Below are 24,876 nucleotides of genomic sequence, written 5' to 3' on the forward strand. Positions count from 1 at the left end.
TCAATGCGCTGTCCACCCCCCATCGGAAGCGATGACCTGCCCGGTGATATAGGAGGACGCATCCGATGCGAGGAAAAGCAACAATCCCTGCAGTTCTTCAATTCGCCCCCGTCTTCTCATTGGGGTACGAGCGACGAGCCTTTCTTCTCTTTCATCTTGCTCTTTTGTTGTTTGAACATCGGACCTAGCCTTTGAAAGAGAAGTACCTGAATGCCAAGCCGGAGCAATGGCATTGACGCGAATGCCGTATTCAGCATATTCGACAGCACCCTGTTTAGTGAGTCCATTAACGCCATGTTTGGACGCGATATAATTGACACGCGGATTCATATCGGCGAACAGCCCGACCAGCCCCAAGATAGAAGAATTATTGATGATGCTCCCTCCGCTTTCCTGCTTCATCATCAGTTCGATCTCCTTTTGCATGCACAGGAAAAGACCGGTAAGGTTCACGGAAACAACCTTCTCCCAGTCTTCAAAACGCATTTCATGAAAACGTACCGGCGGTGAGACGATTCCGGCGTTGTTAACAGCAATATCCAACTTTTTAAAGACGGATGCCGTCTCGTCGATCATTCTGGCCACATCCTCTGGTCTGGAAACATCGGCAGCAATGCATAGGGCTTTTCTTCCGGCCTTTTTTATAATCCCTTCAGTTTCTTTCAGGCGTGCCAGGTCCCGGGCGGTAATGACGACATCGGCTCCGGCCTCAGCCAATGTCTGCGCAAAACTTTGTCCCAGTCCATATGAGGCACCCGTAACAAGGGCTGTTTTGCCCTCCAAATTGAACAGGTCTTTTTTCGAAGGCATCGTTATTTCTCCTATATTCTTCTTGTCACTCCAATCTGTTAAGCAAACCCCGCAAGAACTACGGTCATAATTGCGATCGCGTTGACAAACTGGTTCATCCCAACTTTATCTTCCGGTTGATGGCCCTTTTCTGAGCCATCAACCGGTATCTTGGATGAGCCATCCTTGATTTAGCATACCCTTGCTGAAATCACGGAAGTCTTTCCTTGTGGCGCCCTTTGTCTCTAGTCAGGCTGACGTAATCCAAAATCATTGGCGATCATCTTATAGCAATTATAGCTTGATCCCCGTGCGATTCCGCCGCCACCGAACATGGCCGACGAACACATGTAAATGTTATCGATAAATGTCCGGAAACCATCCACAGGTGTTCCTCGAAACCGACCCGCCTGGGAACCGGCCATGCTGCCCACACTCCAGCACCCGCCTTTCATATCCAAGTGGGTATCCTGCAGGTCGACGGGATTGATCACGCGGTAGCCGATCACATTGCTCTTTTTCATATTGGGGGCGTATTTTACCCATTGGCTGAGGAGCTCTGTAAAAAATTCTTCCGACATCTGGCGCCACTCTTTCCTGGATTGAAAATACAAGGGCCAGGTGTAATCCTCGTAAGCCACGGAATGCTTGCCCTCGGGTACGCGCGTGGGATCCCAGACGCTGTCGGGCGCCGACAGGCAGAAGAACTTGGAGGCCATGCCCAAAACCATGATTTCATGCATGTATTTGTCTTCAATGTATGCCAGGTCTTTGGGCCCCCAATAGGTTCGAGGCGTGGCATTGATATCCGGATTGTTTTTTGCCGCAATATAATCAGGGAGTTCATGGACGCCCATGGTTCCCCACCAGGCATGACCCCGGTCATATAAATTGGTATCCAGTCGACGCTGCATATCGTCCGTTTTGAGATCCGGATTAAGCATGCGATCGAACAACTGGGCGTTACCGATATCACCGATGACCATTTGCTTGGCGGCGATTTCAGTACCGTCCATCAGTCTGATGCCGGTGGCTTTACCGTTTTCAACGATGATCTGGTTGACTTCGGAATTGACAAAATATTCTACCCCGAGTTTTTTCCCAGCGGAAACCAGCGCCTTGGTGATCTCTCCTGTTCCGCCCTTGGCAATGGCGGCCGATTCCCATCCGAGCACCAGATGGATCGCCGCGATCATCATGCCAATTCCCGGGACATCATTGGGGTAGATGCCAGCTGAGGTCAAAAACCCCCTATTGGCCAAGATTCGCAACTCGTCGCTTTTAAAAAAATAACGGGCAAACTGTTTGCAGTTCCAGAACTGCATTGACGGCTCAATCAGACTGCCTGGATCATCGAACAACTCTTCAAAGGAGTCAGGGGTGCCCCAGGGTGTCGGCGGACGATAGCGGAACCGTTTGAATGCCGGACGCCATTTTTCCTTGTATATCTCTGTCAGCCGAAGATAGTTTTCGGCATCCTCCTTTGAAAACTGGGCGATCTGATCATATGTTTTTTTCATATTTGTTTCGCTGAATTCCACCTGCCCGGTATCAGGGTCGACGCACCGCCACGTGGCATAGCTGGCGTAAGACGTTCCGTCGTCAAAAATCATGCACTCATTTGTTTCTGGGAAAATATATTCCAGTCCTTCATCGCGAAGGTTGAACTCCTTGTAGGCCGGGTGGCCGAAAAAGCGGGTAAAATGCGCGCAGAAGTTCATCTTGTATCCCGGTGCCGGCCCTTCCTCCGTCACCGCACCGCCGCCGAGATGGTCCAGCCGTTCAAAAACGCCGACGGATAAGCCGGCCTTAGCCAAATAAGGCGCAATGATGGTACCGTGATGTCCGCCGCCAATAATAATCGCATCATAGGATTTGTCAGCCATGGGATCTACCTCCTCTTATTGAATGTTAATATAACCGATGTGATTCAACTTGAAATCGTGCCCTAGCGCAGGGACGTAAAAACCTCGGCCAGTGCTGCAGCCTGCTGATCGGGCGAGCCTTCAAGATACTGGCAATCCCGGGTCATGTCCGGCGGTGTGCTCAGGGAGACGATCTGCATCTTGTCGATGGCATCGCCGGCGATGCCGATTTCACCGGCGTCCCAAGACGGGATGTTACCCCCACGCATCATCTTCAGCATCCGGGTTCTTGAGATGTAGCGCAGCTCACCCACCTCGTTGCTCACCGTGATCAGGGCGGGCAGCTTGGCCTTGACCCGCTCGTAGCCCTCGGGCACGGTCTTTTTGACGATGACGCTGCCGTCTTCGACTTGAATTTCGCGTGCCAGGCTGATGCAGGGCAGATCCAGCATCTCACTCAAAATCAATCCCACCTGACTGGAATCCCAATCGCCGGCCTGACGACCGGTTAGCACCAGGTCATAGTATCCGATTTTTTTTATGGCTGCCGCCAGAACCGCAGCCGTGGAATGACTGTCCAGCTTTTCGAATCCGCTGTCTTCTAAAAGGACCAATTCATCGGCGCCGGCCGCCAGGGCTTTTCTCAGCACGCTGTCCGATAGTTTTTTGCCCATACTCAAGACAGTGATTTTCCCATCGTGTTCTTCACACAATTGGATGGCGACTTCCAGGGCATTTTCATCAAAGGGGCTGATGACCTGGGGCGCATCAACGAGGACCTCCATGTTGTCGGCGTCGATGCTCACATCGGACAGCGGTGCTTCAGGGTCGGGGATCTGTTTGACACAGACGATAATATTCATTTCACTCATTACAGTACCTCCTCCAGTTTCTTTACCAAGGCTGGCACAACCTGTTCGAAGTCTTCGACAATGCCGTAATCGGCGACCTTGAATATGTTGCAGCTCGGATCGGTGTTGATGGCAATGATCTTCTTGGAGTGGACCATGCCCACGAGATGATGGATCGCTCCGGATATCCCCACGGCCACATAAATATCCGGAGCGATAATGGTACCGGTGAGGCCGATCTGATGGTCGGAGGAGATCCATCCTTTATCGACGGCCATACGGCTGCAGCCGATCATCACGGAACCAAATGACTTGCCGAGGGCCTCAGCCAGTTCCTCGAGCATCTCAAACCCATCTTCATCACCAAGGCCCGCACCGCCGGCGATCACGACATTGGCTTTGTCCAGGGCGATCGTATCCTCTGCGACAATTTCAAGCGATTCCAGGCGGGACATGGATTCGTCGATGGTAACGTTGATGGGAATGATGGCACCACCGGTGCTGCCGGCTTCGGCCGGCTCGAACACATTGCCCCTGACCGTCACCATCTGGGTCGCGCCTTTGCATTTAAACACGCACATGGCATTGCCGCCCGATACCGGTTTGGTTGCCAACAGCCCTTCATCATCCGGATCAATGGACAGGTCGATACAATCGGTGGTCAAACGACTGCCAAGGCGGCAGGCCAATCGGGGCGCCAGTTCCATGCCGATAAACGAATGACTGATTATAAGCTTCGTGGGTTTGATCTCCGCGCAGGCCTGCTCCAAGGCCGCCAACCAGAGATCCGGGTTGAATCCTTTCAGCAGCGGGTTTTCAAGCTTGTAGACGGTGTCCGGGCCATACCCTGTGGCCTCATCGGCGAGGTCTCCTATCCCATCCCCCATGAGAAGGACCGACAGCTTGTCCCCCGAGACGTCGGTCAGTTTTTTTCCAGCGCCCAGTAGCTCGAGTGTTCTCGAGTCCAGGGATGCGTCTTTCACTTCCCCTAAAATTAATAACTCACTCATTGCCAACCTCCTTACCATGCGTTTTCGCCTGAGTTGCGATTATTCGTTTTGCATTGCTTCCAGAAGCAGTTCATTGAGGTCCATGACCCGAAACCCCTCCTTGGTCCCGGCGGCCTTGCGGGCATCCTCCATCATGATGAGGCATAAGGGGCAGGCCGTAATCAGAATCTGCGCGCCCGTGGCCTCGGCTTCCCCGATGCGGACCTCACTCATCTTGCGCTCCCCGGAAAGGTCCTGCCACATACGGCCCCCGCCCCCACCACAGCACAGACTGTTTTCCCGTGTATGCTCCATCTCCACCAGCCTGACGCCCGGAATGGCGCGAATCACATCCCTGGGTTCATCGAAAATGCGGTTGTGCCGCCCGAGGTAGCAGGGATCATGAAAAGTGACGGTCACGTTCAGGCGCTTGTCAAAAGAAAGCTTTTTATTGTCCAGGAGTTCTTTGAGAGCCATGGTGTAATGGCGGGCCTTGAACGGTGTGTCCGTGTAATCATTGGCCAGCGTGTGAAAGCAGTGGGGGGACGATGTCACGACATCGGAGATGCCGTATTTTTCAAACAAGGATTCACATTTTTCCTTTTGTTCTTCAAAAAGTCCGAATTCTCCGACTCTGCGGCCGATGTCACCGCAGCAGGGTTCCTTTTTACCCAGGATGCCGAAGCTCACGTCGGCATGTTGCAGGACTTTCGAAAACGATTTGGCGATCGCCATGGCCCGGTCGTCAAAAGAGGTGGTGCAGCCCACGAAATAGCAAAGGTCGGCCTCTGCTCCCCGTTTACTCAGATCGCTAATCTCAAGCCCGTCAGCCCATGCGCCGCGTTGCTTTTTGGACGATTCCCAGGGGTTGTCATAGCGGAACAGTTTTTCCAGGGTCTGGTTCAGCAATGCGGGCACCAGGGTGCCTTCCTCCACGGCCTGCCGCCTTTCCTTGGCCACCGCCTCGAAGGCCGCTCCGTAAACAGGGCATACTTCCAGGCAGGCCCGGCAGGTCGTGCAGTACCACAAACTCTCATTGACACCGTCGGTATTGCCGCCACTAAGCAACCGGACGTCCGGGTAGGGAAACTGGGTCTGCCACATCTGTTTGCGCGCCCACTGAACAAAATCACGCGGTGCATAGGATTCTCCGGCGCCGGCGGACGGGCAGGCTTCCACACATCGTCCGCAGCGCATACAACCATCGTAGAAAACCGCCTCGGCCACGTCTATCTTGCCGGCTTCGTCATCGAGGCTCGGCGGTGAGACTTGGGAGGCACTGCTGAAGAAGATGCTGGCTGGCGCACCGATAATGTGAAACATCTTTGAATAACACGCCACCGCGATAAAACCCAAGCAAAGCAGCGCGTGCACCCACCAGAAGGTTGGGTAGAATTTTTCGGATGCGGCGGCAGGGATAATACCGGCGGTCCAATTACCGACAAAGGACCAGGCCGCCCATTGAGGGGGATTCGCGGCCAGCCTAGCGCCTTCCAGCAAGAACCCGGAAAGGACCATTAAAATGAACCACAGCGGCAACACCGCATCCTCCGCTCGCCTTTCCAGCCGGGGAACGCGTTGCAGGTAGCGACGAATAATGGCCCAGACAATACCGACCAGGAGCGAAACCCCGCCAATTTCCATCAACAAAGAAAACCAAAGGTATAATCTGCCCTCAAGGAACTTAACCAGGTATTCATGGGCAGCCAGCACACAAGTACCAACAAAGAGTAGAAAAAAACCCCAGAAGATTAAAAAATGCATCAGCCCTGCCGCCAGGTCACCCCGGAGCAGTCGTCTTCCGCTAAAGATATCGACAATCATCCGGGTTAACGCCTGGCCAACGTTTGCAATGGACAACGATTTACTGCTTCTTCTCCATACCCATATGTGGCTGCCGGCACCAATGAGAAACAAGACGACGGCGATCGCCGACAAAAGATAAAAGAGCCAGGTGTGTTCAATTTGCCAGTACATAACACGGTGAGCTGACATAGTTATTTCTCCTCTAACTTCTTTTTATAATCCTACTACGAAATATCTTGGAGTGGCGTATGATAAGCATTTCGTTCTGCATAGTATTTGTTGATGAGCTAATTTATCCTAAGATAACCACGAAGCTTCTTGACAAAGCAAATTAGAAAAAATAAATAAAAATTAAGAAAAACTTAAAAACACCGTATAGGATTTTTTATGCCTCTGAACATCAATCAGCTGCGTTCTTTTTATACTGCCGCCAAGTATGAAAGCATTACTATGGCTGCCTCGGAATTGATGGTGACGCCTGCCGCTATAACCTCACAGGTAAAGATTTTAGAGGAGAGTATTGGACTCAAACTCCTTTTTCGATCGGGGCACTCAATGCGCCTCACAGATTCCGGCCGGAAGGTGTATGAAGAAACAAAAGAAATATTTGAAAAAATCGATAAACTCGAAGTGTTCATGTCAAACCTGAGTAAAGGAAAAACAGGAACGGTTAAAATCGGATGCTCGGAAACCGCTGCATTATATGTAATTCCCAAGCTTCTGACTGTTTTTCAAATGGAATATCCGGAAATCAGGGTCATCATCGATCGTGGCACCACGCATGATATGCTGAGAAACCTGATGGATCGGAAAATTGATTTGATTTTAGCTCACTACCTGACTGGCGACAAAAGGCTCAAGATGAGGTATTTGGGGAAAAAAAGAATTTCCTTGATTACCGCCACGCAGTGTTCCCACCTGAAACATGAGAACATATCGGTCAACGATTTGGATAGGATTCCGCTTATTTTACCGGTCAAGGGGTCCGCCACTCGAAAGATCATCCAAAAATATCTGCAGCAACACGGCGTGACCCCCAAGATAGTAATGGAAACCCCAAGCATCGTGCTTACCAAGACGCTGGTTCAAAATGATGAAGGCGTCAGCTTCGTATGCCGTCAAGGTGTTGAAGAAGAACTTGCCAATAAAAAGCTGAAAGAGATTCATATACAGGAATCAGTGCCCGACATTCCCTATGGCATAGGCTATTTAAAGAGACGCGACCTGTCCGAGGCATCCCTCGCTTTCATCCGGATTATCGAAAAGGTGAAACAGGAGAATGTTCTGGAAACGGAATAGACCCCAAATTTTTTTAGAGCCTGTTTGAGAAGTCTGGATCAGGCCCGATAACAAGGCGGAAAGTGGCTCAATTGCTGCGCATATATGTAATATGTGAGCATTTTGAGACAGTTTCCAACGCCGTTAGCGGGCCTTAGACGGATTTATCAAACAGGCTCTTATGCAACATTGGGGTCGAGACAACTTCTCTTATCGGTCCGGCACCCCTAATTACACACTCAATTCCGGGTTATCCACCAGCCGTTTGACGATGTTTGGTATCCCCATGGTCAAAAGCATTTCCACCTCTTCAATTGTTTTGGATACATGTTTTAAATTTTCCTCCCAATATTCCCAGATATGGTCTTGCTTAAAGGCGTCGGAAGCATCTTCGCTGACTGCAGCGCCCTCCCATTTTGCAATTTCTTTGAGGGTAACCATGTTTTGCTGGTAATCAGGATACAGCTCCGCTAATTCCTTTTTCTGTTCAGGCAGGGAAACCACGATCAGGTCCGCCTTTTTTACCATTTCAGGGCTAACGTATTTTGACTGCCAGACATTGGGCACGGCAATTCCTTTTTTAAGTAGCAGGTTGCGAACATGCATGCTCATATCACACCCATAAAACGGATCTGGAGGCGCAGCGTTGAGTTTATCTAAAAACGCCTTGACCTCCTCCGGGAAAAAGCCGGCAGACCTGACCGTAATTTTTTGTGATAATTCTCCCCCCATCGTTTTGAGCTTTTCTCTTGTAAAGAGCTCGGCAAAAACACTTCGAACCCGGTTACGTATGCAAAGAAACAACAGGTTGGAAGACGTTGGACTTTTTTTATTGTTTTCCATGATTTGATTTTATCCGTCCTTGATCTTTCATTGCAGGAAGAAACGATTAGGGTCTTACCTTGTTTTTTGTCCTCCACATACTCGCTTAAAGTGTATCCAACTTCAATACAATTTTTCCGAAATGCTTGCCTTTTTGCATGAATTCAAAGGCATCGTGTATCTCGTTGAATGAAAATACACGATCGATGACTGGATTGATTCTGTTCACGTATAGATAGTTATGCAGCTGTTTTTGCATATCACGGCTTCCCACATAGATCCCTTTTACAGATAATGATTTCCTGATGATGGGCATGGGATTGACAGCGCCTTCAGTCCCCGTCAACACGCCTACCATGCTGATACGTCCATTGATCTTGGCAGCCGCCATCGACTTGCTAAAGGTTCCGACCCCTCCCAACTCCAATACCAAATCAACGCCTTGCCCGTTGGTTTGCTCTAGTACATTTTTTTCCCAATCCGGATTCTTTTTATAGTTAACCAAACCATCGGCACCCAGCTTTCTTGCCATCTCCAGCTTCTCATCGCTGCTGGAAAGTAAAATAACCCTTGCCCCTGTCTTTTTTGCAAGCTGCAAGGCAAATAGCGCCACGCCGCCTGTTCCGAGAACAAGCAGCGTTTCACCGGGTTTTAAGTTCCCGTTGACGATCAATGCATTCCAGGCCGTCACTGCCGCGCACGGCAATGTTGCGGCTTCTTCATAGGAAAGGTATTCAGGGAATTTTACAAAACCGTCTGCATGACCGGTTACCGATTGCGCCAGCATGCCATCGACGCCGGCACTACCTCTTACACAACCAAATTTGGTTTCATCGATTTCCCCGCTTTGCCATAACGGAAAAAAGAGACCAACCACCCTGTCACCCGGTTTTAGTCCGTTTACCTCTGGGCCCACTTCCTCTACAACGCCTGCCCCATCGGATAATGGTATCAATTCCTGGTCCACGCCCCGTGTAAGGGCGACAATATCCTTATAATTGATCGATGCGGCATGCACCTTGATTCTCACCTCGTTTGCGCCTGGTTTGCGAGGTTTCATGTCCTGGATGGCAAGCGCACCCATTCCGGTTTGGCCAGGCATGATAACAGCCTTTTTCATATTTTTACCTCTTTGGATAAACAACGGGGAAAATAGTATTTATATTGTAATTCAGATGATTCGATTTCATCTCACGGTTGTTGTAGCTTAAGCGTTTCTTCATAAGCGCGAACAAGCGCATCGAGAATTTTTTCTTTATTGCCGGCTGCCTCTTTTTCAGCTTTTTTGTTCACATGCACCAAATGACCAATGGCCTGAACGATGGGTTGTATTTTTTCAAGATACTGATCGGCGGTTTCTTTCTTTTTGTTTGAAACCGCCTTTATGGCTTCAGCGGCCATCTTCCCGCTTTTCAGCGCCGTACCGATCCCCTCGAAAGTGATCGGCAAAATCAATCCGGCGGCATCGCCCACGAGCAGGACGTTGCCTTTTACCGGTACAAAAGAGCCGGATATCAGTGCTTCATGCAGAACCGGCTCCACGCAGCCATCCCGCCAAACCGGCTTTTTATTGGGATCAAAGCCATATTGCGCCAGGATGGTATTGATTTCGGGCCGCAGTTCCTTGATGCCGCTGCCTTCAATCAAGAAAACCTCGCCTTTATGATTAACATTGAACCGTGGCCGTGGCTGTAGTTTAGGGAAGAACCAATGGATGTAGTCTTTTTTCAAATCCAGTGCGCCCCGGTAACACTCTCGGAGGGGCGTCGTGTATTTTACCGAAAGTTTTGGGAAAAGGCACTTTCGGGTTCGTGATGCGGCTCCGTCGGCACCGATCATATGGCTGCACTCCAATTCAACGGATGCATTGCCCCGATCTATTGAGAGATTGACCTTCCCGTTGGTATTCAAGACGGAAACCAGCCTGGTTCTATCCCAAACATCGACATCCTCTGCCACGGCTTTCTCCGTAAGCCATGAATCAAGGTCCAGTCTCCAGGCAATTGGCGTATGCCATTCAAGAGATTTTGGCTGCATGCCAGGAACGTGAAACATGTTCCCGGAAAGGTACTTTGGTTGGGTGAGAATTTCTTCCGGTATGGTTCCAAAGTGCTCCTCGATCAGGTTTTTGGCCCACGCGCCCATGACCATTCCTGAACAAACTTTGTCACGGGGAAGCCTTTTCTTTTCGATCATCAGCGTCTTGAATCCTGCCTGAGCACATAATAGCGACGCTAATGAACCGCCCGGACCAGCGCCGACAACGATTACATCGTACTTTCGATTGACTGTCATTAAATGCCTCGCTGGATCAATTCCGTTCCAATTTGGTTTTAGTCAGCCAACCCGGCAATCGCCGGATTTTTCGGGGGAGGTATAATGAATGTCGGTATTGTCGAGGCTTTAACGACCTCCTTAATGGTTTGGGATATCAATGTTCCTGGAAGGCTGCTTTCATGCGGACTCAAAATAATCATATCACATTCAATTTCATGAGCCGTGGATAGGATTTCATCCACGACCTTGCCTTTTTTAACCAGAATTTCGTCGGGTTCTAAAAACTCAGGATTGTTCTCTTTTGACTCTTCACAAAATTTTGAAAGGGCGGTTAGAATAATCTTGCTGTCTTTTCTCTTTGCAATCAGAATATTTCTTGCATCATTTTCATGCTCTTCCATGATTTCATCAAATCGATGTTCACCGAACAGCTTTTTAACTCGATCTTCTAGAGAAATCGGAAGATCTTCGATAACGTGCAGCAAGGTGATGGACCCGTTTAAGGCCATGGCCAAATGGACGGCCATAATGTATGACTGTTGACACTCTTTCGACAAATCGGTTGCAAATAGTATCTTTTTTGGTGCGTTAATCATGGCAAACCTCATTTATAGTTAAATTTCCCGCGGTAAGCGATTGTTCTATCTGCCAGTGTTTAAATTTCAGCAAAATACTCAACAGACAATTCGCCAACCCTGACAAGGTACTCCAGATCATCCCAATGGCAATCCAATATTTCCAAATGAATTTTAGGGTCCAAATTCTTTTCAATCGTTTCTATAAAGGCTTCTCTTCCTTCAGGATTGTGATACATCTGGCCTTCCTTGTCATAAATGAAAAAGCCTCTTCTTGGAATTACAAAGGCCACCTTGCCTTTGGATCGATTCAATCTGTCCGCCATAATTTCAGCTGTCTTGATCATTTCATCTATTGTCGCTTTCGCTGTTCCAATAATTTCATTGTGGGTAATCGTAAACCGCCCCTGCTTATCGAACTTGGTCATGTCCCGGGCGGTAGGGGCAAAGGCGCCGATGTTCCCTGGTCCAACAATTGTGGGGATCCCCATTTCCGCAGCAGCGGTGAGCCTGTTCTGGGCATGACAAGCCGCTCCGGTTATTTCGTGAAGGATCTCAAACGAACATAGATCAATCATTCCCTTGATCACACCTTGTCGAATCAAATCCTCCAAAATCGAACTTTGCATGCTGATGGAGTGGGCAACGGCGACTTTGAAACCTTTTTCTTCTAGAAGTTTTTTTAGTGGTCCCGCACAGGAAGCCACCCAGCCAATGGCTGTCAACCCAATCCATTTTCCCTCCTCCAGCGGATCTTCTTCGGCAACGACGGTGCATAAGCTTAACGCGGCACGTTTCAAATCCCTTTCGGACCATTGGGTCAGGCCAAAAAAATCTGAGATGGGTTGAACAAGGATGATGTCTGATCGAATAAACTGCGGGTGAAGGTAGTCGGATACGGCAACAGTGGAAACCAATACTTTGGGAAAACCAACGGGCAAGACCCTGAGCGTTCTCAATGCCAACGCAGTTCCCATACTTCCACCGATGGACAACACACCATCTATTTTTCGATCTTCCACCAATTCTTTCATTATAATTTCAGCGCCGCCGCCTAGCTTTTCAACAGCGACTTCATAACGCCCTGCCTTTGCTTCTTCCATTAGCTCTTCCAAAGAAGACCCGATGGCCTGGCTTAGATCATACCTTGTATAATCGGGTGTAAACTGAGCCGGGTCTGATTTTAATCCAAGGTCCAAAACCAAACAGTTAATGCCCTTTGATTCAATCAGTTTTTTCATATAGAGAATTTCATCGCCTTTAGTGTCACAGGTCCCTGTAATAAGAATCGTTTTTTGCGGCTGTGTCATTTCAATTCACTCCTCATTTGGCTGTCCATGTCCGGCTCCCGGCAAGCTATCATTGTCGATATCCATCAGTCTTCAACGGGAACCGTTCCCCCCCCCCTTTGCCATCCGACTTGCCAGCGAAATGCGATCATACGTTATGAACTGGTTGATGCACAAGTCGTCTGTTGCCACCAAAGCCTAAATCAATATATTAATCAGGCATTTACGACCCCTTTTATTGCCCCGGACACCATCATGGCATCCAGGCTGTTGACCATTCGTTTTGCTGTTTCCATCTCTTCCAGATTCGCATCAATCGCTTCGATTTCAATGGGTTTTTTCAGTTGGTTTTTAAGCGATTCAATAAAATAAGCATCTTGCTCGGGGTCATAAAGAACACTCCCCGGCTTATCGATTGAAGACCACCCCTTCAAAGGGACCACCAGTTTTACAGGCCCTTTGGCATTGTTGAGCTTCTCGGCATAGAGGCTGGCTCCGATTTCGAGTTCGTCTTTCGGAAAACGGGCCATGGCTCGCATGTCGTCAATTCTCAGCACCCGACCGGAGGCTTCGTATTTTTCTCGGTTTACCCTCGTCGGACCAGCGCCCGTGATATTCAGGCAGCATGGTGCCCATACCTGGGGGATGCCTCGATTCCCGGCGGCATCCAATCGGTTCATATCCGCAGCTCGATTGCCGTTGGTTTTTGCTTCTATGAGCCCTGCAGGAACGATGTCGATCACACCATCGAAGAATCCTTGGCTGATCAGTTTGTCCATGGCCCGGTCACTGATTCCCTGGGCATGGAACGGGAATACGGTATATCCTTTTTCTTCCAGCAAGGTTTCCACGTTTTTCGCGCAACGATCTGAAAACCCGATTTGGGTGATGGCGATGGACCCTTTGGGCAGTTTTAATTGGCGGTGGTCGGCTGATGCGGCAGCCATACCGCAAATGGCACCGGCCACTTGTGAAATGGCATTTTCAATCAAATCGTTGGTTCCGGCGATTTCCATGATCAGCTGCATCACCGTAATGTCGGTTGCCCCGAACAATTTTCCGACATAAGCAGGCATGGCTGCGGTGGTGCCAATCACTTTTGGTATCCCAAACGGCAGTTGTGACATGATCCTGGCACCAATCAACGCGATGCTCATGCCGCCCACGGCAACGATGCCGTCAAGCGAATTTTCACCGAGCAACGCCCGTGCCTTTGCCACGGCCCCCTGGGTCATCCAGCCGGTGATGACCGATCGGTCCGTTTCAGCAAAAACATCCTCCATTTGTTTTCCCGCGAGCGCTGCAATCTCACCAGGCCCGATATCTGCTTCATAACCGTGTTTTCCGCCCATGCTAAGATCCATCAACAAGGGCTGATGACCGATCGCGCCAATTTTTTCCTTGAGCATCATCAACTGCTCGCCCTTGGTGTCCATGGTTCCGACAATGACTATTTTTTTCCCCATTTTTCGTCCTTGATAATCGTTTCAACCGTTATTTCGCAATATTAGAGTTACCGTTAGCTACCCGCGGCCGATCTTTATTCCGGCCTGTTCCCGATCCCAGGTGCTGGCCGTAACACCGGCTTTCTTGAGCAAGTGTTTCTGGATTCTTTCAGTCGGTGTTTTGGGAAGCGTTTCCATGAATTCGACAAAGCGGGGAACGGCAAAATAGGGCATCCGGTCATTGGCATAGGCAATCAGTTCCCCATAATCGAGGGTCTCGCCGGGCTGAAGGACAACGCAGATTTTCACTTCGTCTTCGGCAAGCTCGGATTTCACAGCCACCGCCGCCGACTCCAGGATTTTGGGGTGCGTGTTGATGGCCCTTTCCACTTCAAAGGAGGAAATATTTTCTCCTCGCCGGCGCAGGGCGTCTTTTTTGCGGTCAACAAAATAAAAATATCCGTCCGCGTCCTTTTTGGCCAGGTCGCCTGAGTGAAACCAGAGATTGCGGCACGCCTCCAGGGTTTTTTCAGGCATATTGTAATATTCGAGCATCATGACAAAGGACTCCTTGGGCCGGAAAACGATTTCTCCGATCTGTCCCACCGGCACTTCATTGTCGTCATCGTCGACAAGCCTGATTTCATAGATATCCATGGGTTTGCCGCACGATCCCTTACGCCGGTCCCCCACCTTCACATGGATGGGGATGCCGATTTCGGTCATGCCAAACCCTTCGAGACATTTGATACCAAAACGGGCCTCCACCTCGGCCATCACATCGGCCGGACATCCCGCGCCCAAAGCGATGACCGCCGGGTTGTCAAGGTCGGCATCCTTTTTGGGCTGTTTGGCCAGAATCGGCATGACCGCCCCCAGGTAATTGAATTGGGTCGCCCCGTATTTGCGGATATCGTCCCAGAAGCCCGAAGCGCTGAAGTGGTCGGAAAGCACCATCTGGGCTCCGGCCACCAGGGCCGTCAGGGTTGTGAGCACCTGGGCGTTGAAATGGTAGAGCGGCAAGAAAGTGTAGAAGATATCGTCTTTTCCGCCATTTCGATACTCAAGCATCTTTTCCGCGCAAACGATCCAGAATTTGTGCGGCTCCAAGGCCCCCTTGGAAAGGCCTGTAGTCCCTGATGTGTAGATGATGCTGACCGGATCACTGGGCAAGACCTTGATGTCGACGGCTGCGTCAGAGGCATTGAAAAAGTTTTCATAAAAAACTGCCGGAATGCTGAATTTCTTCGTGTCAACATCCCCGGAAGCACCGAAAACGATGATTTTCTCTAGTTTGGCAAGATCAGTCTCGATCAGCTTTACCCGGTCCAGATACTGTGCATCGATCACCAATATCTTCGAATCGGACTGGTCGACGATGTGCCTTAAAAATTCACCTTTATAATTGGTATTGACCGGGACTTCGACGGCACCGATTTTGGACAATCCCATCCACAGGTAGATGAACTCAGGGCAGTTGGGGAGCATGATACTGACTTTATCTCCCTTCTTGACGCCCAAATCGGCAAAGGCGTTCGCACAGCGATTCGAAAAAAGATCGAGCTGCCTGTAGGTAATCGATTCATCCTTGAATCGCATGAAAATTTTGTCGGCATTTTCTTTTACTCTATCGGCAAGAAGCTCGCCGAGAACCTTTGGTAGATCAGACTTTTTCATGGTTATCCTTTGGTTTTCCTTTTGCATCACAGGTTATGATTTCTCATTGCCAAGCACCACACAGCTGGCGATGCCCATGCCGGCGTTTCCACCCAGATTGTGGGCCAGGCCCAATCTTGGATTTTTCACCTGCCGGGGGCCTGCCTTTTCCTGCAATTGTTTATAGATTTCGTACATCATCCGTAAACCGCTTGCGCCGAGCGGATGGCCGAAGCATTTAAGCCCACCGTCCGTATTGACCGGCAGTTCTCCGCTTAATGTGAAGGTTCCCGCTTCGATGTCCGCTCCGGCCCCACCTCTGCGGCTGAACCCCAGATCCTCATAAAGAATCAGCTCATGGGTGGTAAAACAGTCGTGGACCTCGGCAAGACTGATCTCTTTTCTGGGGTCGGTGACACCCGCCTGATCATAGGCCATTTTCGATGCACGAACGTTCTCTTCCACATGGACGTAATCATAATCCTGGCGCATGACCCCTTGCCTGGCGCCTACGCTGATCGCGAGACCTTTGACATAGATCGGATCCGGCCGGAATTTTTTGGCCATGTCGGCACGGACGACAATCGCGGCGGCGGCGCCATCGCTGACCCCGCAGCAATCGAACAAGCCCAGCGGCCAGGCCACAATCGGGGCCTTGACGACCTGCTGTACCGACAGCTTGTTGTGGAAATGGGCCTTGGGATTTAAAGCGCCGTTGTCATGGTTTTTTACCGCAATCCTTGCAATCAGTTCTTTTCCGTATTCGGGTGCCAGATGGTAGTGATGGAAATAGCGCGTACCGAGATAGGCAAACGAAGCAGGTGCGCTGAAACCCGAACCGATTGCGGAACTGCCATCGGGGTTGTCGCCCACAATCGCCGGCCCCTTCACGCCAGTTTGCCCCGAGTCCTTGAGTTTTTCCACCCCGATGGCCAGGGCGATATCGCAGGCGCCGGAGGCAACGGCATACGCCGCTCCCCGCAGCGCCTCCGAACCTGTGGCGCACATGTTCTCGACCCTGGTCATGGGTATATACTGCAACCCCAAGGGCGACATGGTAATGGCCGTAACCCCTGAAAAGACGGTTCCCAACCAGGCGGCCTGGACGTCTGACGGCACAATACCGGCATCTTCAAAAGCTTCATGGGCAGCTTCAACCAGAAGATCTTCAACCCCCATATCCCAGCGTTCGCCGAAATGCGTGCAGCCCATGCCGACGATGGCGACTTTGTCTCTGATACTTTCCATAGTTACCTCTTTACGAACCAAGACGTGTAGGTTTGCCAGAAAATACTTCTTTACCTGTTCTTATCGTGCAACGGGTCTGGCCTTCCAAAAATAGTTGACAATGCCTTCTCCCTGGGAAAGCTTCCGAAAGGTCATTTCCAAAGGCATGCCGATTTCAACGCGGTTCAGATCATAATCGGTCAACTCGCAGATCAATCGGCCACCGCCTTCAAAATCAATAACGCCATTGAGTCCTGGAGGATTTTTGGTCGGTTGAAGATGATCCACGGCATAGGTAAACAAAGACGCCTTTTTATCTGAAAAACAATAGGGGTCGAAATCGTCTTTTGTCTGACAGCCAACGCATATTCTGATGTTTTGTCCCAGCGTGTGAATTTGCGGCAACCCGCAGTTTCTGCATTTAACGCCGGACAGCGTTGAAATGACATGGCGCTGGCGCCACCGACTGGATAGCGACGGTTCTCCCCTGGGAGGCAGACTCGGCGCTTCGAGCTGCATCAGATTGCGCCAATTCAGATACGTACCATAATCAATCGACCGGGATGACGCCACTGGCTTCTCCAATCCGGCCTGAAATGGGCGTACCGCTTCGGTTATCCGCAATACAAAGGCGTCTGCCCCATCACCATAATTGGCCAGCATTATCCGATCTCCCGGCTTGGCCTCGCCCAAGGCCATGCTCAGCATGATCATTGGCCCGGCTGCACCGGCATTGCCGATACGGTCAAATAGGGGATCCTGGATCTGCCCGGCTTTGAAACCGAGCTTGCCAGCGAGTTTGGCATGCGTCCGGGAATCAGATGCCGGAAATACAATTTTTGAGAAATCTTCCGGTTGTAGATTGCCGGCTTTCAGCAACCCGCTGATGGTTTCGATCAGGATGGGTTGATACCCTTGCTCCTCGACAAAGCGCCCTTCACCGGATTTGACAAAACGATCGGCTGTGGTTCGCCAAACACCGGTGAACTCACTGTTTAAACAGTGACTGGATTCCACTTCGGCGATAACGTCCTCGCGGCCGATTTCCAGACAAGCCGCCGCATCACCAAAAAGCTGTTCGTGCATTCCTTTGGGCGCACCCAAGCGGCAATCCGAAGCAACCACCAGTACATTTCCGGCAGATCCGGAATCCACAGCGTCTAGGGCTGTTCTCAGCGCAGTTGTGCCCGCCCTTAGGGAATTGGTAATATCCGCCGTGACGGCATGGCGACCCATTTGGACGGCACTGGCAATGATGGCTGCGCTTTGCTTTTCCTGGTAGGGCGCGGTTGTGGTCGCAAAGTAAAGCCTGTCCGGTCCGGATGAATTATGCGTCAAGCATTCCTGAGCCGCGGCCACGGCCATGGTGACTGCATCCTCGTCATATCCAGCCACCGCTTTTTGTCCTCCGATTGATCGCGTTCCCCACATTCTGGCGATCTCTTCGCGGTGCAGCCTGTATATGGGAATGTAAGTCCCTAATGATATTATCCCGGTCATCCTTGTCCTCCCTGTAAATTATGATCAACCGTTGCCGGAATTTGTTTGGTTACCCATGGTTACATGAAAATGAACACTTCGCCGCCTGCAACTTGACGTTGCTATTGCTCATCTCAGCTTTTATACTGACGGTAGATCTGGTTCACCACGGCCGCCGCGGCAAGGGCGGCAACCCGTTCTTTCTGCATCGACTTATTGGGTAGCTTATCAACAAGCATTTGTTTCTGTTCTTTAATCATCTTCATGTCTTCAAACAGTCCGGTTTCTTCCTCTATAAAATGGGTGTCAAATTTGCCCTCAAGGAAGCGCGGGTTTTCCAGCACCGCTTGATGAAACAAAATGTTGGTTTTAATGCCGCTGATGATATATTCGTACAACGCACGGCGCATCCGCGCCACGGCTTCATTCCGGTCTCTGCCCCAGGCAAGGAGCTTTGATATCATGGAATCATAGAACGGCGGTATGGCGAACCCCGCATAGACACCACTGTCCACGCGTATCCCGGTTCCACCCGGAGACCGGTAGTTTTTCAGCTTTCCGAAACAGGGCGCAAAATCATTTGCCGGATCCTCGGCATTGATCCGACACTCTATGGCCCAGCCGTTGATTCGGACATCTTCCTGCCCAAAACTAAGGGGATTACCAGATGCGATGCTGATCTGCTCCTTGACGATATCAATCCCGGTGATCATTTCCGTTACCGGATGCTCCACCTGAACCCGGGTGTTCATTTCAAGAAAGTAAAAATCCCCATTCGAATAAATGAACTCCATGGTGCCGGCCCCTTGATAGCCGATCCATTTGGCCGCGTTGACCGCTGTTTCACCCATTTTTTGGCGGACTTCCGGCGTCAACGCGGTTGATGGTGCTTCCTCGATCACCTTCTGATATCTTCGCTGAATCGAGCATTCCCGCTCATTTAGATGAACCGCGTTACCATAGGCGTCACCCAGTATCTGAATTTCAATATGCCTGGGATTTAAAACGTATTTCTCGATAAAAACGTCGGCGGTCCCAAAGGCGTTGGCCGCCATCGCCTTGGAGGCTTCTATCGCCTTCAAAAGATCATCCCGGGAATGAACAATCGACATCCCGATCCCGCCGCCGCCATCGGCCGGCTTGACGATCACCGGATACCCGATCTCCTCTGCGATGCGCAGCGCCTGTTCATGGTCGGCGGTTGCCTCATCTGTGCCCGGAACCACCGGTGTACCGGCCTTTTTCATCTCTTTTCGAGCCGATATCTTGTTTCCCATGACTTCGAGCACTTTTGGGGAAGGTCCGATAAATATTATACCCTCTTCTTCGCATCGCCGGGAAAAGGTTGGATTCTCGGCCAGAAATCCATAACCGGGATGAATCGCCTCGGCACCGGTTTCATGGGCCACCTGAATTATTTTCTCAATATCCAGATAGCTCAAATTCGGCGATGGCGGACCGATAAGAACGGACTCATCCGCATACTTGACAAACAGGGCCTCCTTGTCCGCTTCCGAATAGACAGCAACCGTATCAATCCCCAACTCTCGGCAGGCACGCATCACCCTGATGGCAATCTCGCCACGATTGGCAACGAGTATTTTATTCATCTTTTTATTCATCTTTCTGCTCCACGACAATTAACGGATCCTCGGCATCGATCATATCCCCCACCTGAACGTAGATATCCGACACCGTCCCGTCATGGGGCGCCAACACCTCCCGTATCATTTTCATTGCTTCTGTTTTCGCCAGCAAATCCCCTTTGCAAACGGCCTGGCCCTTTTCAGCGTCAACGGAGACCACCAGACCGGCCATGGGTGCCAGTACAGCCCCTGGAGAAATCTCCCTCGGCTTTGCCGATCCCATCGACTCGCTCGCGCTCCCTTGCCCATCATCGTCTAATGGTGTGATTTTCACGTTGAAGGTCTCACCATCCACATCAATGGCAAAAGCGTTCGGTATGCTTGAAAAACCGCCGATGGGTAGGCCCTGCTGTTTTGTCTTTGGTGTCGGCCTCGTTTGCCTGGGATTCTTGCCGGTACCGGGTCTTGCCGTCAGCCCCGGAATAAGAACCCGAAGCAGGAACTCGTCATCATCATATGCATGCCCAATTTCATCCCGCAGGACGGAAAGGGGTTTGCCCCGTCCCTCAGGTGTCCAGTTCAGCAATTTCTGGGTTTCCGGCGAGGTTTTGATACGTTCCATGAGGCCTTCGTCGATGGGGCCGACAACTTCACCATAATGTCCCATCACGTATTTGACGGTTTGATCAAGTATCTTTTTGTAACGCTCACCTTGCATTACATTCTCCACCGCCTGGGTGCCCACCACCTGTGAATATGGGGTGGCCATGATCGGATAGCCGAGATCCTTGCGAACCTGAACGATTTCAGTGAGAAATTCATCCAGCCGATCCTCCATCTTCATTTCCGCAAGCTGACGCTTCAGGTTCGTCATCATGCCCCCCGGCACCTGGTGCTCGAAATGAAAAAGATCGTATTCTTCGGGCACACCGATTGGAAATCCGTTTTCTTGGGCAACCTTTGTAAAATGCGCCGTCACGGTCTCAAGCGCCTCATCATTGATGTCTGTCTGATACCCCATGTGACGCACATTCTTCAGGATGTTTTGAATCGCCGGCAAGGACGTTCCGTTAGCAAGGGGCGCAACTGCCGTGTGCAATATGTCGGCACCCGCCTTCACCGCCTCCAAGTAGCACAGCGGCGCCAGCCCCGAGTTGCAATGGGAATGGAACTCAATTGGAATACCGTTGCTGTTCGCCTTGACGGTTGACACAAACTCATATGCCTTGTCTGGCGTTAAAACCCCGCTGGCATCCTCAATGTAGATGGCATCGATCATATCGCCGGCTTCAACAAGTAGCTTAGTCCGCTTCGCCCAGAGTTCCGGCGTATGATAGGGGCTTTCGGAGTACATCAAGGAAGGGACGCAGCGTGCGCCCAGATCCTTTACGGTTTTGGCAAAATAATAAAATCGTTCCATATCGGTCTGGTAATCGCACACCCAAAAGCTTTTCACCCCATTAACCACTTGATTCTTAATCCACAGATCGATCACATCCCGGGGTGTATCCACGTCAAAAGAAGCAAGCGCCGCCGTCATAAAAGATCCCCGAATCGGCGTGTTGGGCATCAATTTGGCAAGCAACCGAATCCGCTCCCAGGGATCCGTGTCGTAGTAACGAATTTCCACTACAAAACCGTTGCTTCCGTTGGTTGCAATCTCATGATAGCCGATCTCATCCATGACGGGGGCAATGGGCGTTATCATGTCCGTGCTCATCAGAAGGCCCCAAAGACTTTGTTGGGCATCACGGATGGTCTGATCTACAAAATGAATTTTCCTGCTCATGCTCAGCATTCCTTTCTTTCTGATCTAAATTCTATTCGAACATGCCGCCATCGATGAACCGGGTGATATTTCAAACCCTGTTGGCATTTTGCGCAATCTGGTTATGGTCTATAAACAGGCCGCGGCTTGATGCGATACCAAATGCTTATTTTTTGAAGAGTGTTTATTTTATTAGCGCGAAATGAATTTATTAAGAATACCAATTACCTAATACTTATATAACCAAATTATAAATTTGTGTATTGACAATGGGTTACAAAATCTTATAAATCCAGACAAAAAATTGCGTTTAACAATTTGGGATCGGACAATCTACAGCATGGCGGGTCTGGAATTCAAATGGGACGTTTTCAGCTCAACCTGCATCACATCATATCTTTTTATTTCCTGGCAAAAGCACAAAGCTTCAGCGGCGCCGCTGAACAATTGGGGATCACTCAGCCAGCGGTTACCCAACATGTTCGCGGCCTTGAGACGCAATTTGGCATAAAACTGATCAATTTAAAGAAGCAGCGGGTCTACCTTACAAAGGCCGGAGAAAATTTAATTGCCTATGCTGAAGATCTGTTCAACCAAGCCGTCTTGACGGAAAATTTTCTAAAAAATTATCGCTCAAATAATCTCTCCATCGGCATCGCCGGTGGGTTGATTTTATCTTTTACCAGTCTGATCGACCATTTCAAAGAGATCTATCCTTCTATTAAGGTTTCACTAAGGGAAGCGCCTTCCAAAATTTTAGTCGAAGAACTGCTCGGTTACCAGCATGATATTTGCATCGCCGGAACAATGTCTTTATATAGCGATCAGTTAAAATGTTACCGAATCAATTGGGATAAACCGATGGTTTTCGTGGCCAGCCCGAATTATCCGATTGACTGGTCAGTACCGGCGAAATGGGCAGAACTGGCTTCTCACCCCCTTATCATTCCTTCGGAAGGTTCGGACGGGAGAGCCATCACGCTGTATGAATTTAAAAAAAGAGGCTTGAAGCCTAATATCGGCACCGAGGTCAGCAATATCGAAATCGCCAAGGAGCTTGCCAAGCAAAATAAAGGGATCGCTCTATTATTCGAGCCTAATATACGCCGACAAGTTGAAAAGGACGAACTGAGAATAATTCGAGCCGAAGATGACGAAATAAGGATGGGCGCGTTCTATGTCATGACCCACCGTGAAGTAAAGCTCTCTCCTCCCGCCAGATCTTTTCTTTCATTGATAAAGAAGCAATTTAATAAAGATTTTCATGATCTTTTGGATGATTACAAGCCCGAAGTATGGAAGCAGTAGGCATTTGTTTCATCCAAGCACAAACATTTCAAAAGAAATTGTGTATTCCACAAAAATGACGGTTCCGTAAAAAGTCGAAAATCCCATTTTGGCGTCATTCCGGCGTAGGCCGGAATCCAGTTTTTTCAATATGTTCTGGATGACGGATCAAGTCCGGCATGACGAATCCGGAACTTTTTACGAGTTCATCAAAAAATGGTATTGGAAAAATACGATTTTTTAAATCATTGTCTCTTTTGTCTGATTTAAGCCCCTTCACACCTGTTGGAGGATTTTTTTTGGGAAGGTATGAAGGGGTATGCAGGAGGTTGTATCGCTCAGAGCCTGTTTGATAAATCCGTCTAAGGCCCGCTAACGGCGTTGGAAAGTGTCTCAAAATGCTCACATATTACGTATATGCTCCGCTTTTGAGCCACTTTCCGCCTTGTTATCGGGCCTGATCCAGACTTCTCAAACAGCCTCTAAGACTACTTTTAATGGATTTAGCTACCACGACTTGGTTAGCGTCAGGCACACCTGGGATCCCTGGGTGGTATTTTTGGCGCCGAATTCGCGTAGTACTCTTACGTTAAGCTGAAACAGCTTGGGCGGCAGCCAGAAAAAGTTAATTTCCGCGCCCAAGGAAAAGGCCTCCTTGCGCTCATCGGCAACGGTTGCCGGCCCATCGTCACTGTCGTCTTCAATCTGCCAATAGGCCGACCCGCAGATACCCGGCCGGATGGAGAGCTTGTCGTTGATGCCGATCTCCTTGCCCAACCCATACTCGACGACGAATTCCGAACCGGGGGTCACCTTGGTTTCATCCTGTTCGGTGTGCATCAGCGTACGCGTCATGGCGCTCAGCGACAATGTCCGGTCGGCATCGAAAAACACCGTCCCGCCCAGCGTCAACATACCCGACCAGTATCCCAGGCCGGGTGAGGCGAGTTTTGTACTGTCGTATTCACCGGTCGGGGCGTAGACGCCCAAGGTAAATGTGGCGTCCCAGCGCGGGCGATTCCAGGCCAGGGCCAGGGGCTCGAAAAAAACATCGCCCAAGGACAGGGACTTGCTGTCGGACAGCGCCCCGAAGGTAACATCTTTTTCGACAATCGGCACGACCACTTCGTAAGCGTAGTTGGCGCCCAGGATTTGAAACTTTGTGACGTGAAGGAAGCGGTGCACCGTGGCCACGACGTCGACGTTGACATCGACGGGTAGAGCATCACCGTTGTCGTCCTTGTACTTGGTGGGATTGGTAAACGTCAGATAACCCCGGTAATGAAATCCCGGTGGTGGTGCGCTTCCCGCGGTAACGCCTTCGCCGCCGAACGGGTAGTGCGAACCCATGGTTGCGGCCTGGGATTGCAAGCCACTTGCAAATAGAAACAGCACGAAAAAGCTGGCCATTATTGGAATTCGGCTATTTTCTTTAATCAAATCCCGGATGTCCCATGTATTGGTATAATTGAATAAGATTGAAATAAAATGACCTTTAGACATCTTTTCTTTCACAATCCCCTCCTTGATTTAATTCAAAACTTGAACCGTCTTCATCTGGTTAGCTTAAAACAGCTTGAGAGGGAATATAGATTACGTAATACTTTTATTAGCTAATAATGAAAAGATTGTTTTATTTATAAGTTATAATCATTTTTAAAAAAAAATGGGCTTTACTGCAATGAGTACTCTGGCTTTGAATCCAATGGTCAAGGCTGGTCTATAAATAATATTCAAAGTTGCTCTAATGGTGCCTGCGACCCGTCAAGATTCGTTGATCAATCAAGAGATGTTGATATTGCCTGTCTTGCGGTTGTCTGTCCTGTTCATCAACCGATTAACCTGTGGCATAAAGATATCTTGATATCCTGATACCACTGTCGCCCC

General features: G+C 49.9%; 20 protein-coding genes. 2 read left to right on the forward strand and 18 right to left on the reverse strand.

Annotated features, from left to right (window positions below):
- The 5 genes from Dvar_RS34915 to Dvar_RS34935 all read right to left on the reverse strand — a co-directional run bounded on the left by Dvar_RS34915 (window position 1) and on the right by Dvar_RS34935 (window position 6,489).
- Window positions 1-810 (reverse strand): SDR family NAD(P)-dependent oxidoreductase, encoded by an 810-nt coding sequence (locus tag Dvar_RS34915; protein WP_419657797.1) that lies wholly within the window; start codon window positions 808-810, stop codon window positions 1-3.
- Between the two features lie 224 nt (window positions 811-1,034).
- The gene (locus Dvar_RS34920) at window positions 1,035-2,675 is read right to left on the reverse strand and encodes a phytoene desaturase family protein (protein ID WP_419657799.1); all 1,641 of its coding nucleotides are present in this window, start codon (window positions 2,673-2,675) and stop codon (window positions 1,035-1,037) included.
- A gap of 62 nt (window positions 2,676-2,737) precedes the next feature.
- Window positions 2,738-3,526, reverse strand: coding sequence for an electron transfer flavoprotein subunit beta/FixA family protein (locus Dvar_RS34925; RefSeq protein ID WP_419657801.1), 789 nt, complete (start codon window positions 3,524-3,526; stop codon window positions 2,738-2,740).
- Complete coding sequence (locus Dvar_RS34930) at window positions 3,526-4,515, reverse strand: electron transfer flavoprotein subunit alpha/FixB family protein (protein ID WP_419657803.1); 990 nt, start codon at window positions 4,513-4,515, stop codon at window positions 3,526-3,528. The genes Dvar_RS34925 and Dvar_RS34930 overlap by 1 nt, the downstream gene beginning before the upstream one ends.
- A gap of 39 nt (window positions 4,516-4,554) precedes the next feature.
- Window positions 4,555-6,489, reverse strand: a complete 1,935-nt coding sequence (locus tag Dvar_RS34935; RefSeq protein WP_419657805.1) for a heterodisulfide reductase-related iron-sulfur binding cluster — start codon at window positions 6,487-6,489, stop codon at window positions 4,555-4,557.
- A 198-nt stretch (window positions 6,490-6,687) separates the two neighbouring features.
- Here Dvar_RS34935 and Dvar_RS34940 point away from each other — a divergent pair, with 198 nt between their 5' ends.
- On the forward strand, window positions 6,688-7,599 hold the full coding sequence (locus tag Dvar_RS34940) for a LysR family transcriptional regulator (protein WP_419657806.1): 912 nt from the start codon (window positions 6,688-6,690) through the stop codon (window positions 7,597-7,599).
- Between the two features lie 210 nt (window positions 7,600-7,809).
- Here the strand turns inward: Dvar_RS34940 and Dvar_RS34945 are convergent, their stop codons facing one another.
- The 11 genes from Dvar_RS34945 to Dvar_RS34995 all read right to left on the reverse strand — a co-directional run bounded on the left by Dvar_RS34945 (window position 7,810) and on the right by Dvar_RS34995 (window position 21,723).
- Window positions 7,810-8,421: a hypothetical protein gene (locus Dvar_RS34945; protein ID WP_419657808.1), complete on the reverse strand. Its 612-nt coding sequence runs from the start codon at window positions 8,419-8,421 to the stop codon at window positions 7,810-7,812.
- A gap of 85 nt (window positions 8,422-8,506) precedes the next feature.
- Window positions 8,507-9,520: a zinc-dependent alcohol dehydrogenase family protein gene (locus Dvar_RS34950; RefSeq protein ID WP_419657810.1), complete on the reverse strand. Its 1,014-nt coding sequence runs from the start codon at window positions 9,518-9,520 to the stop codon at window positions 8,507-8,509.
- 71 nt (window positions 9,521-9,591) lie between these two features.
- Window positions 9,592-10,695, reverse strand: coding sequence for an NAD(P)/FAD-dependent oxidoreductase (locus tag Dvar_RS34955; RefSeq protein WP_419657811.1), 1,104 nt, complete (start codon window positions 10,693-10,695; stop codon window positions 9,592-9,594).
- A 38-nt stretch (window positions 10,696-10,733) separates the two neighbouring features.
- Window positions 10,734-11,273, reverse strand: coding sequence for a universal stress protein (locus Dvar_RS34960; protein ID WP_419657813.1), 540 nt, complete (start codon window positions 11,271-11,273; stop codon window positions 10,734-10,736).
- A gap of 59 nt (window positions 11,274-11,332) precedes the next feature.
- Entirely contained in the window at window positions 11,333-12,562 is a 1,230-nt protein-coding gene (locus Dvar_RS34965) for a Tm-1-like ATP-binding domain-containing protein (RefSeq protein WP_419657815.1), read from the reverse strand.
- Between the two features lie 194 nt (window positions 12,563-12,756).
- Window positions 12,757-14,007, reverse strand: a complete 1,251-nt coding sequence (locus tag Dvar_RS34970) for a Tm-1-like ATP-binding domain-containing protein (protein WP_419657816.1) — start codon at window positions 14,005-14,007, stop codon at window positions 12,757-12,759.
- A 57-nt stretch (window positions 14,008-14,064) separates the two neighbouring features.
- Window positions 14,065-15,663, reverse strand: a complete 1,599-nt coding sequence (locus Dvar_RS34975) for an AMP-binding protein (protein WP_419657818.1) — start codon at window positions 15,661-15,663, stop codon at window positions 14,065-14,067.
- 33 nt (window positions 15,664-15,696) lie between these two features.
- Window positions 15,697-16,890, reverse strand: coding sequence for an acetyl-CoA acetyltransferase (locus tag Dvar_RS34980; RefSeq protein WP_419657820.1), 1,194 nt, complete (start codon window positions 16,888-16,890; stop codon window positions 15,697-15,699).
- A 60-nt stretch (window positions 16,891-16,950) separates the two neighbouring features.
- Window positions 16,951-18,369, reverse strand: a complete 1,419-nt coding sequence (locus Dvar_RS34985; protein ID WP_419657822.1) for an OB-fold domain-containing protein — start codon at window positions 18,367-18,369, stop codon at window positions 16,951-16,953.
- Between the two features lie 113 nt (window positions 18,370-18,482).
- Window positions 18,483-19,970 carry an acetyl-CoA carboxylase biotin carboxylase subunit gene (locus tag Dvar_RS34990; protein ID WP_419657823.1) on the reverse strand — a complete coding sequence of 496 codons (1,488 nt, stop codon included), beginning with the start codon at window positions 19,968-19,970 and terminating at the stop codon, window positions 18,483-18,485.
- Window positions 19,963-21,723: a pyruvate carboxylase subunit B gene (locus Dvar_RS34995; RefSeq protein ID WP_419657825.1), complete on the reverse strand. Its 1,761-nt coding sequence runs from the start codon at window positions 21,721-21,723 to the stop codon at window positions 19,963-19,965. The genes Dvar_RS34990 and Dvar_RS34995 overlap by 8 nt, the downstream gene beginning before the upstream one ends.
- A gap of 339 nt (window positions 21,724-22,062) precedes the next feature.
- Here Dvar_RS34995 and Dvar_RS35000 point away from each other — a divergent pair, with 339 nt between their 5' ends.
- A complete protein-coding gene (locus Dvar_RS35000) occupies window positions 22,063-23,010 on the forward strand; it encodes a LysR family transcriptional regulator (RefSeq protein ID WP_419657826.1) in 948 nt (315 codons plus the stop codon).
- A gap of 94 nt (window positions 23,011-23,104) precedes the next feature.
- Here the strand turns inward: Dvar_RS35000 and Dvar_RS35005 are convergent, their stop codons facing one another.
- Window positions 23,105-23,395 (reverse strand): hypothetical protein, encoded by a 291-nt coding sequence (locus Dvar_RS35005; RefSeq protein WP_419657828.1) that lies wholly within the window; start codon window positions 23,393-23,395, stop codon window positions 23,105-23,107.
- A gap of 101 nt (window positions 23,396-23,496) precedes the next feature.
- Window positions 23,497-24,339 carry a SphA family protein gene (locus Dvar_RS35010; protein ID WP_419657829.1) on the reverse strand — a complete coding sequence of 281 codons (843 nt, stop codon included), beginning with the start codon at window positions 24,337-24,339 and terminating at the stop codon, window positions 23,497-23,499.
- Window positions 24,340-24,876 lie beyond the last annotated feature (537 nt).

The organism is Desulfosarcina variabilis str. Montpellier, from assembly GCF_048565275.1.
Classification (GTDB): Bacteria; Desulfobacterota; Desulfobacteria; order Desulfobacterales; family Desulfosarcinaceae; genus Desulfosarcina; species Desulfosarcina variabilis.

What these genes read in the sequence shown, in the direction of transcription:
- Dvar_RS34960 (WP_419657813.1), bottom strand. Translation starts at nt 11,273, where the DNA reads ATGATTAACGCACCAAAAAAGATACTATTTGCAACCGATTTGTCGAAA.
- Dvar_RS34995 (WP_419657825.1), bottom strand. Translation starts at nt 21,723, where the DNA reads ATGAGCAGGAAAATTCATTTTGTAGATCAGACCATCCGTGATGCCCAA.
- Dvar_RS34940 (WP_419657806.1), top strand. Translation starts at nt 6,688, where the DNA reads ATGCCTCTGAACATCAATCAGCTGCGTTCTTTTTATACTGCCGCCAAG.
- Dvar_RS34950 (WP_419657810.1), bottom strand. Translation starts at nt 9,520, where the DNA reads ATGAAAAAGGCTGTTATCATGCCTGGCCAAACCGGAATGGGTGCGCTT.
- Dvar_RS35000 (WP_419657826.1), top strand. Translation starts at nt 22,063, where the DNA reads ATGGGACGTTTTCAGCTCAACCTGCATCACATCATATCTTTTTATTTC.
- Dvar_RS34930 (WP_419657803.1), bottom strand. Translation starts at nt 4,515, where the DNA reads ATGAGTGAGTTATTAATTTTAGGGGAAGTGAAAGACGCATCCCTGGAC.
- Dvar_RS34935 (WP_419657805.1), bottom strand. Translation starts at nt 6,489, where the DNA reads ATGTCAGCTCACCGTGTTATGTACTGGCAAATTGAACACACCTGGCTC.
- Dvar_RS34945 (WP_419657808.1), bottom strand. Translation starts at nt 8,421, where the DNA reads ATGGAAAACAATAAAAAAAGTCCAACGTCTTCCAACCTGTTGTTTCTT.
- Dvar_RS34955 (WP_419657811.1), bottom strand. Translation starts at nt 10,695, where the DNA reads ATGACAGTCAATCGAAAGTACGATGTAATCGTTGTCGGCGCTGGTCCG.
- Dvar_RS34970 (WP_419657816.1), bottom strand. Translation starts at nt 14,007, where the DNA reads ATGGGGAAAAAAATAGTCATTGTCGGAACCATGGACACCAAGGGCGAG.
- Dvar_RS35010 (WP_419657829.1), bottom strand. Translation starts at nt 24,339, where the DNA reads ATGGGTTCGCACTACCCGTTCGGCGGCGAAGGCGTTACCGCGGGAAGC.
- Dvar_RS34975 (WP_419657818.1), bottom strand. Translation starts at nt 15,663, where the DNA reads ATGAAAAAGTCTGATCTACCAAAGGTTCTCGGCGAGCTTCTTGCCGAT.
- Dvar_RS34990 (WP_419657823.1), bottom strand. Translation starts at nt 19,970, where the DNA reads ATGAATAAAAAGATGAATAAAATACTCGTTGCCAATCGTGGCGAGATT.
- Dvar_RS34965 (WP_419657815.1), bottom strand. Translation starts at nt 12,562, where the DNA reads ATGACACAGCCGCAAAAAACGATTCTTATTACAGGGACCTGTGACACT.
- Dvar_RS34980 (WP_419657820.1), bottom strand. Translation starts at nt 16,890, where the DNA reads ATGGAAAGTATCAGAGACAAAGTCGCCATCGTCGGCATGGGCTGCACG.
- Dvar_RS34985 (WP_419657822.1), bottom strand. Translation starts at nt 18,369, where the DNA reads ATGACCGGGATAATATCATTAGGGACTTACATTCCCATATACAGGCTG.
- Dvar_RS34925 (WP_419657801.1), bottom strand. Translation starts at nt 3,526, where the DNA reads ATGAGTGAAATGAATATTATCGTCTGTGTCAAACAGATCCCCGACCCT.
- Dvar_RS34920 (WP_419657799.1), bottom strand. Translation starts at nt 2,675, where the DNA reads ATGGCTGACAAATCCTATGATGCGATTATTATTGGCGGCGGACATCAC.
- Dvar_RS34915 (WP_419657797.1), bottom strand. Translation starts at nt 810, where the DNA reads ATGCCTTCGAAAAAAGACCTGTTCAATTTGGAGGGCAAAACAGCCCTT.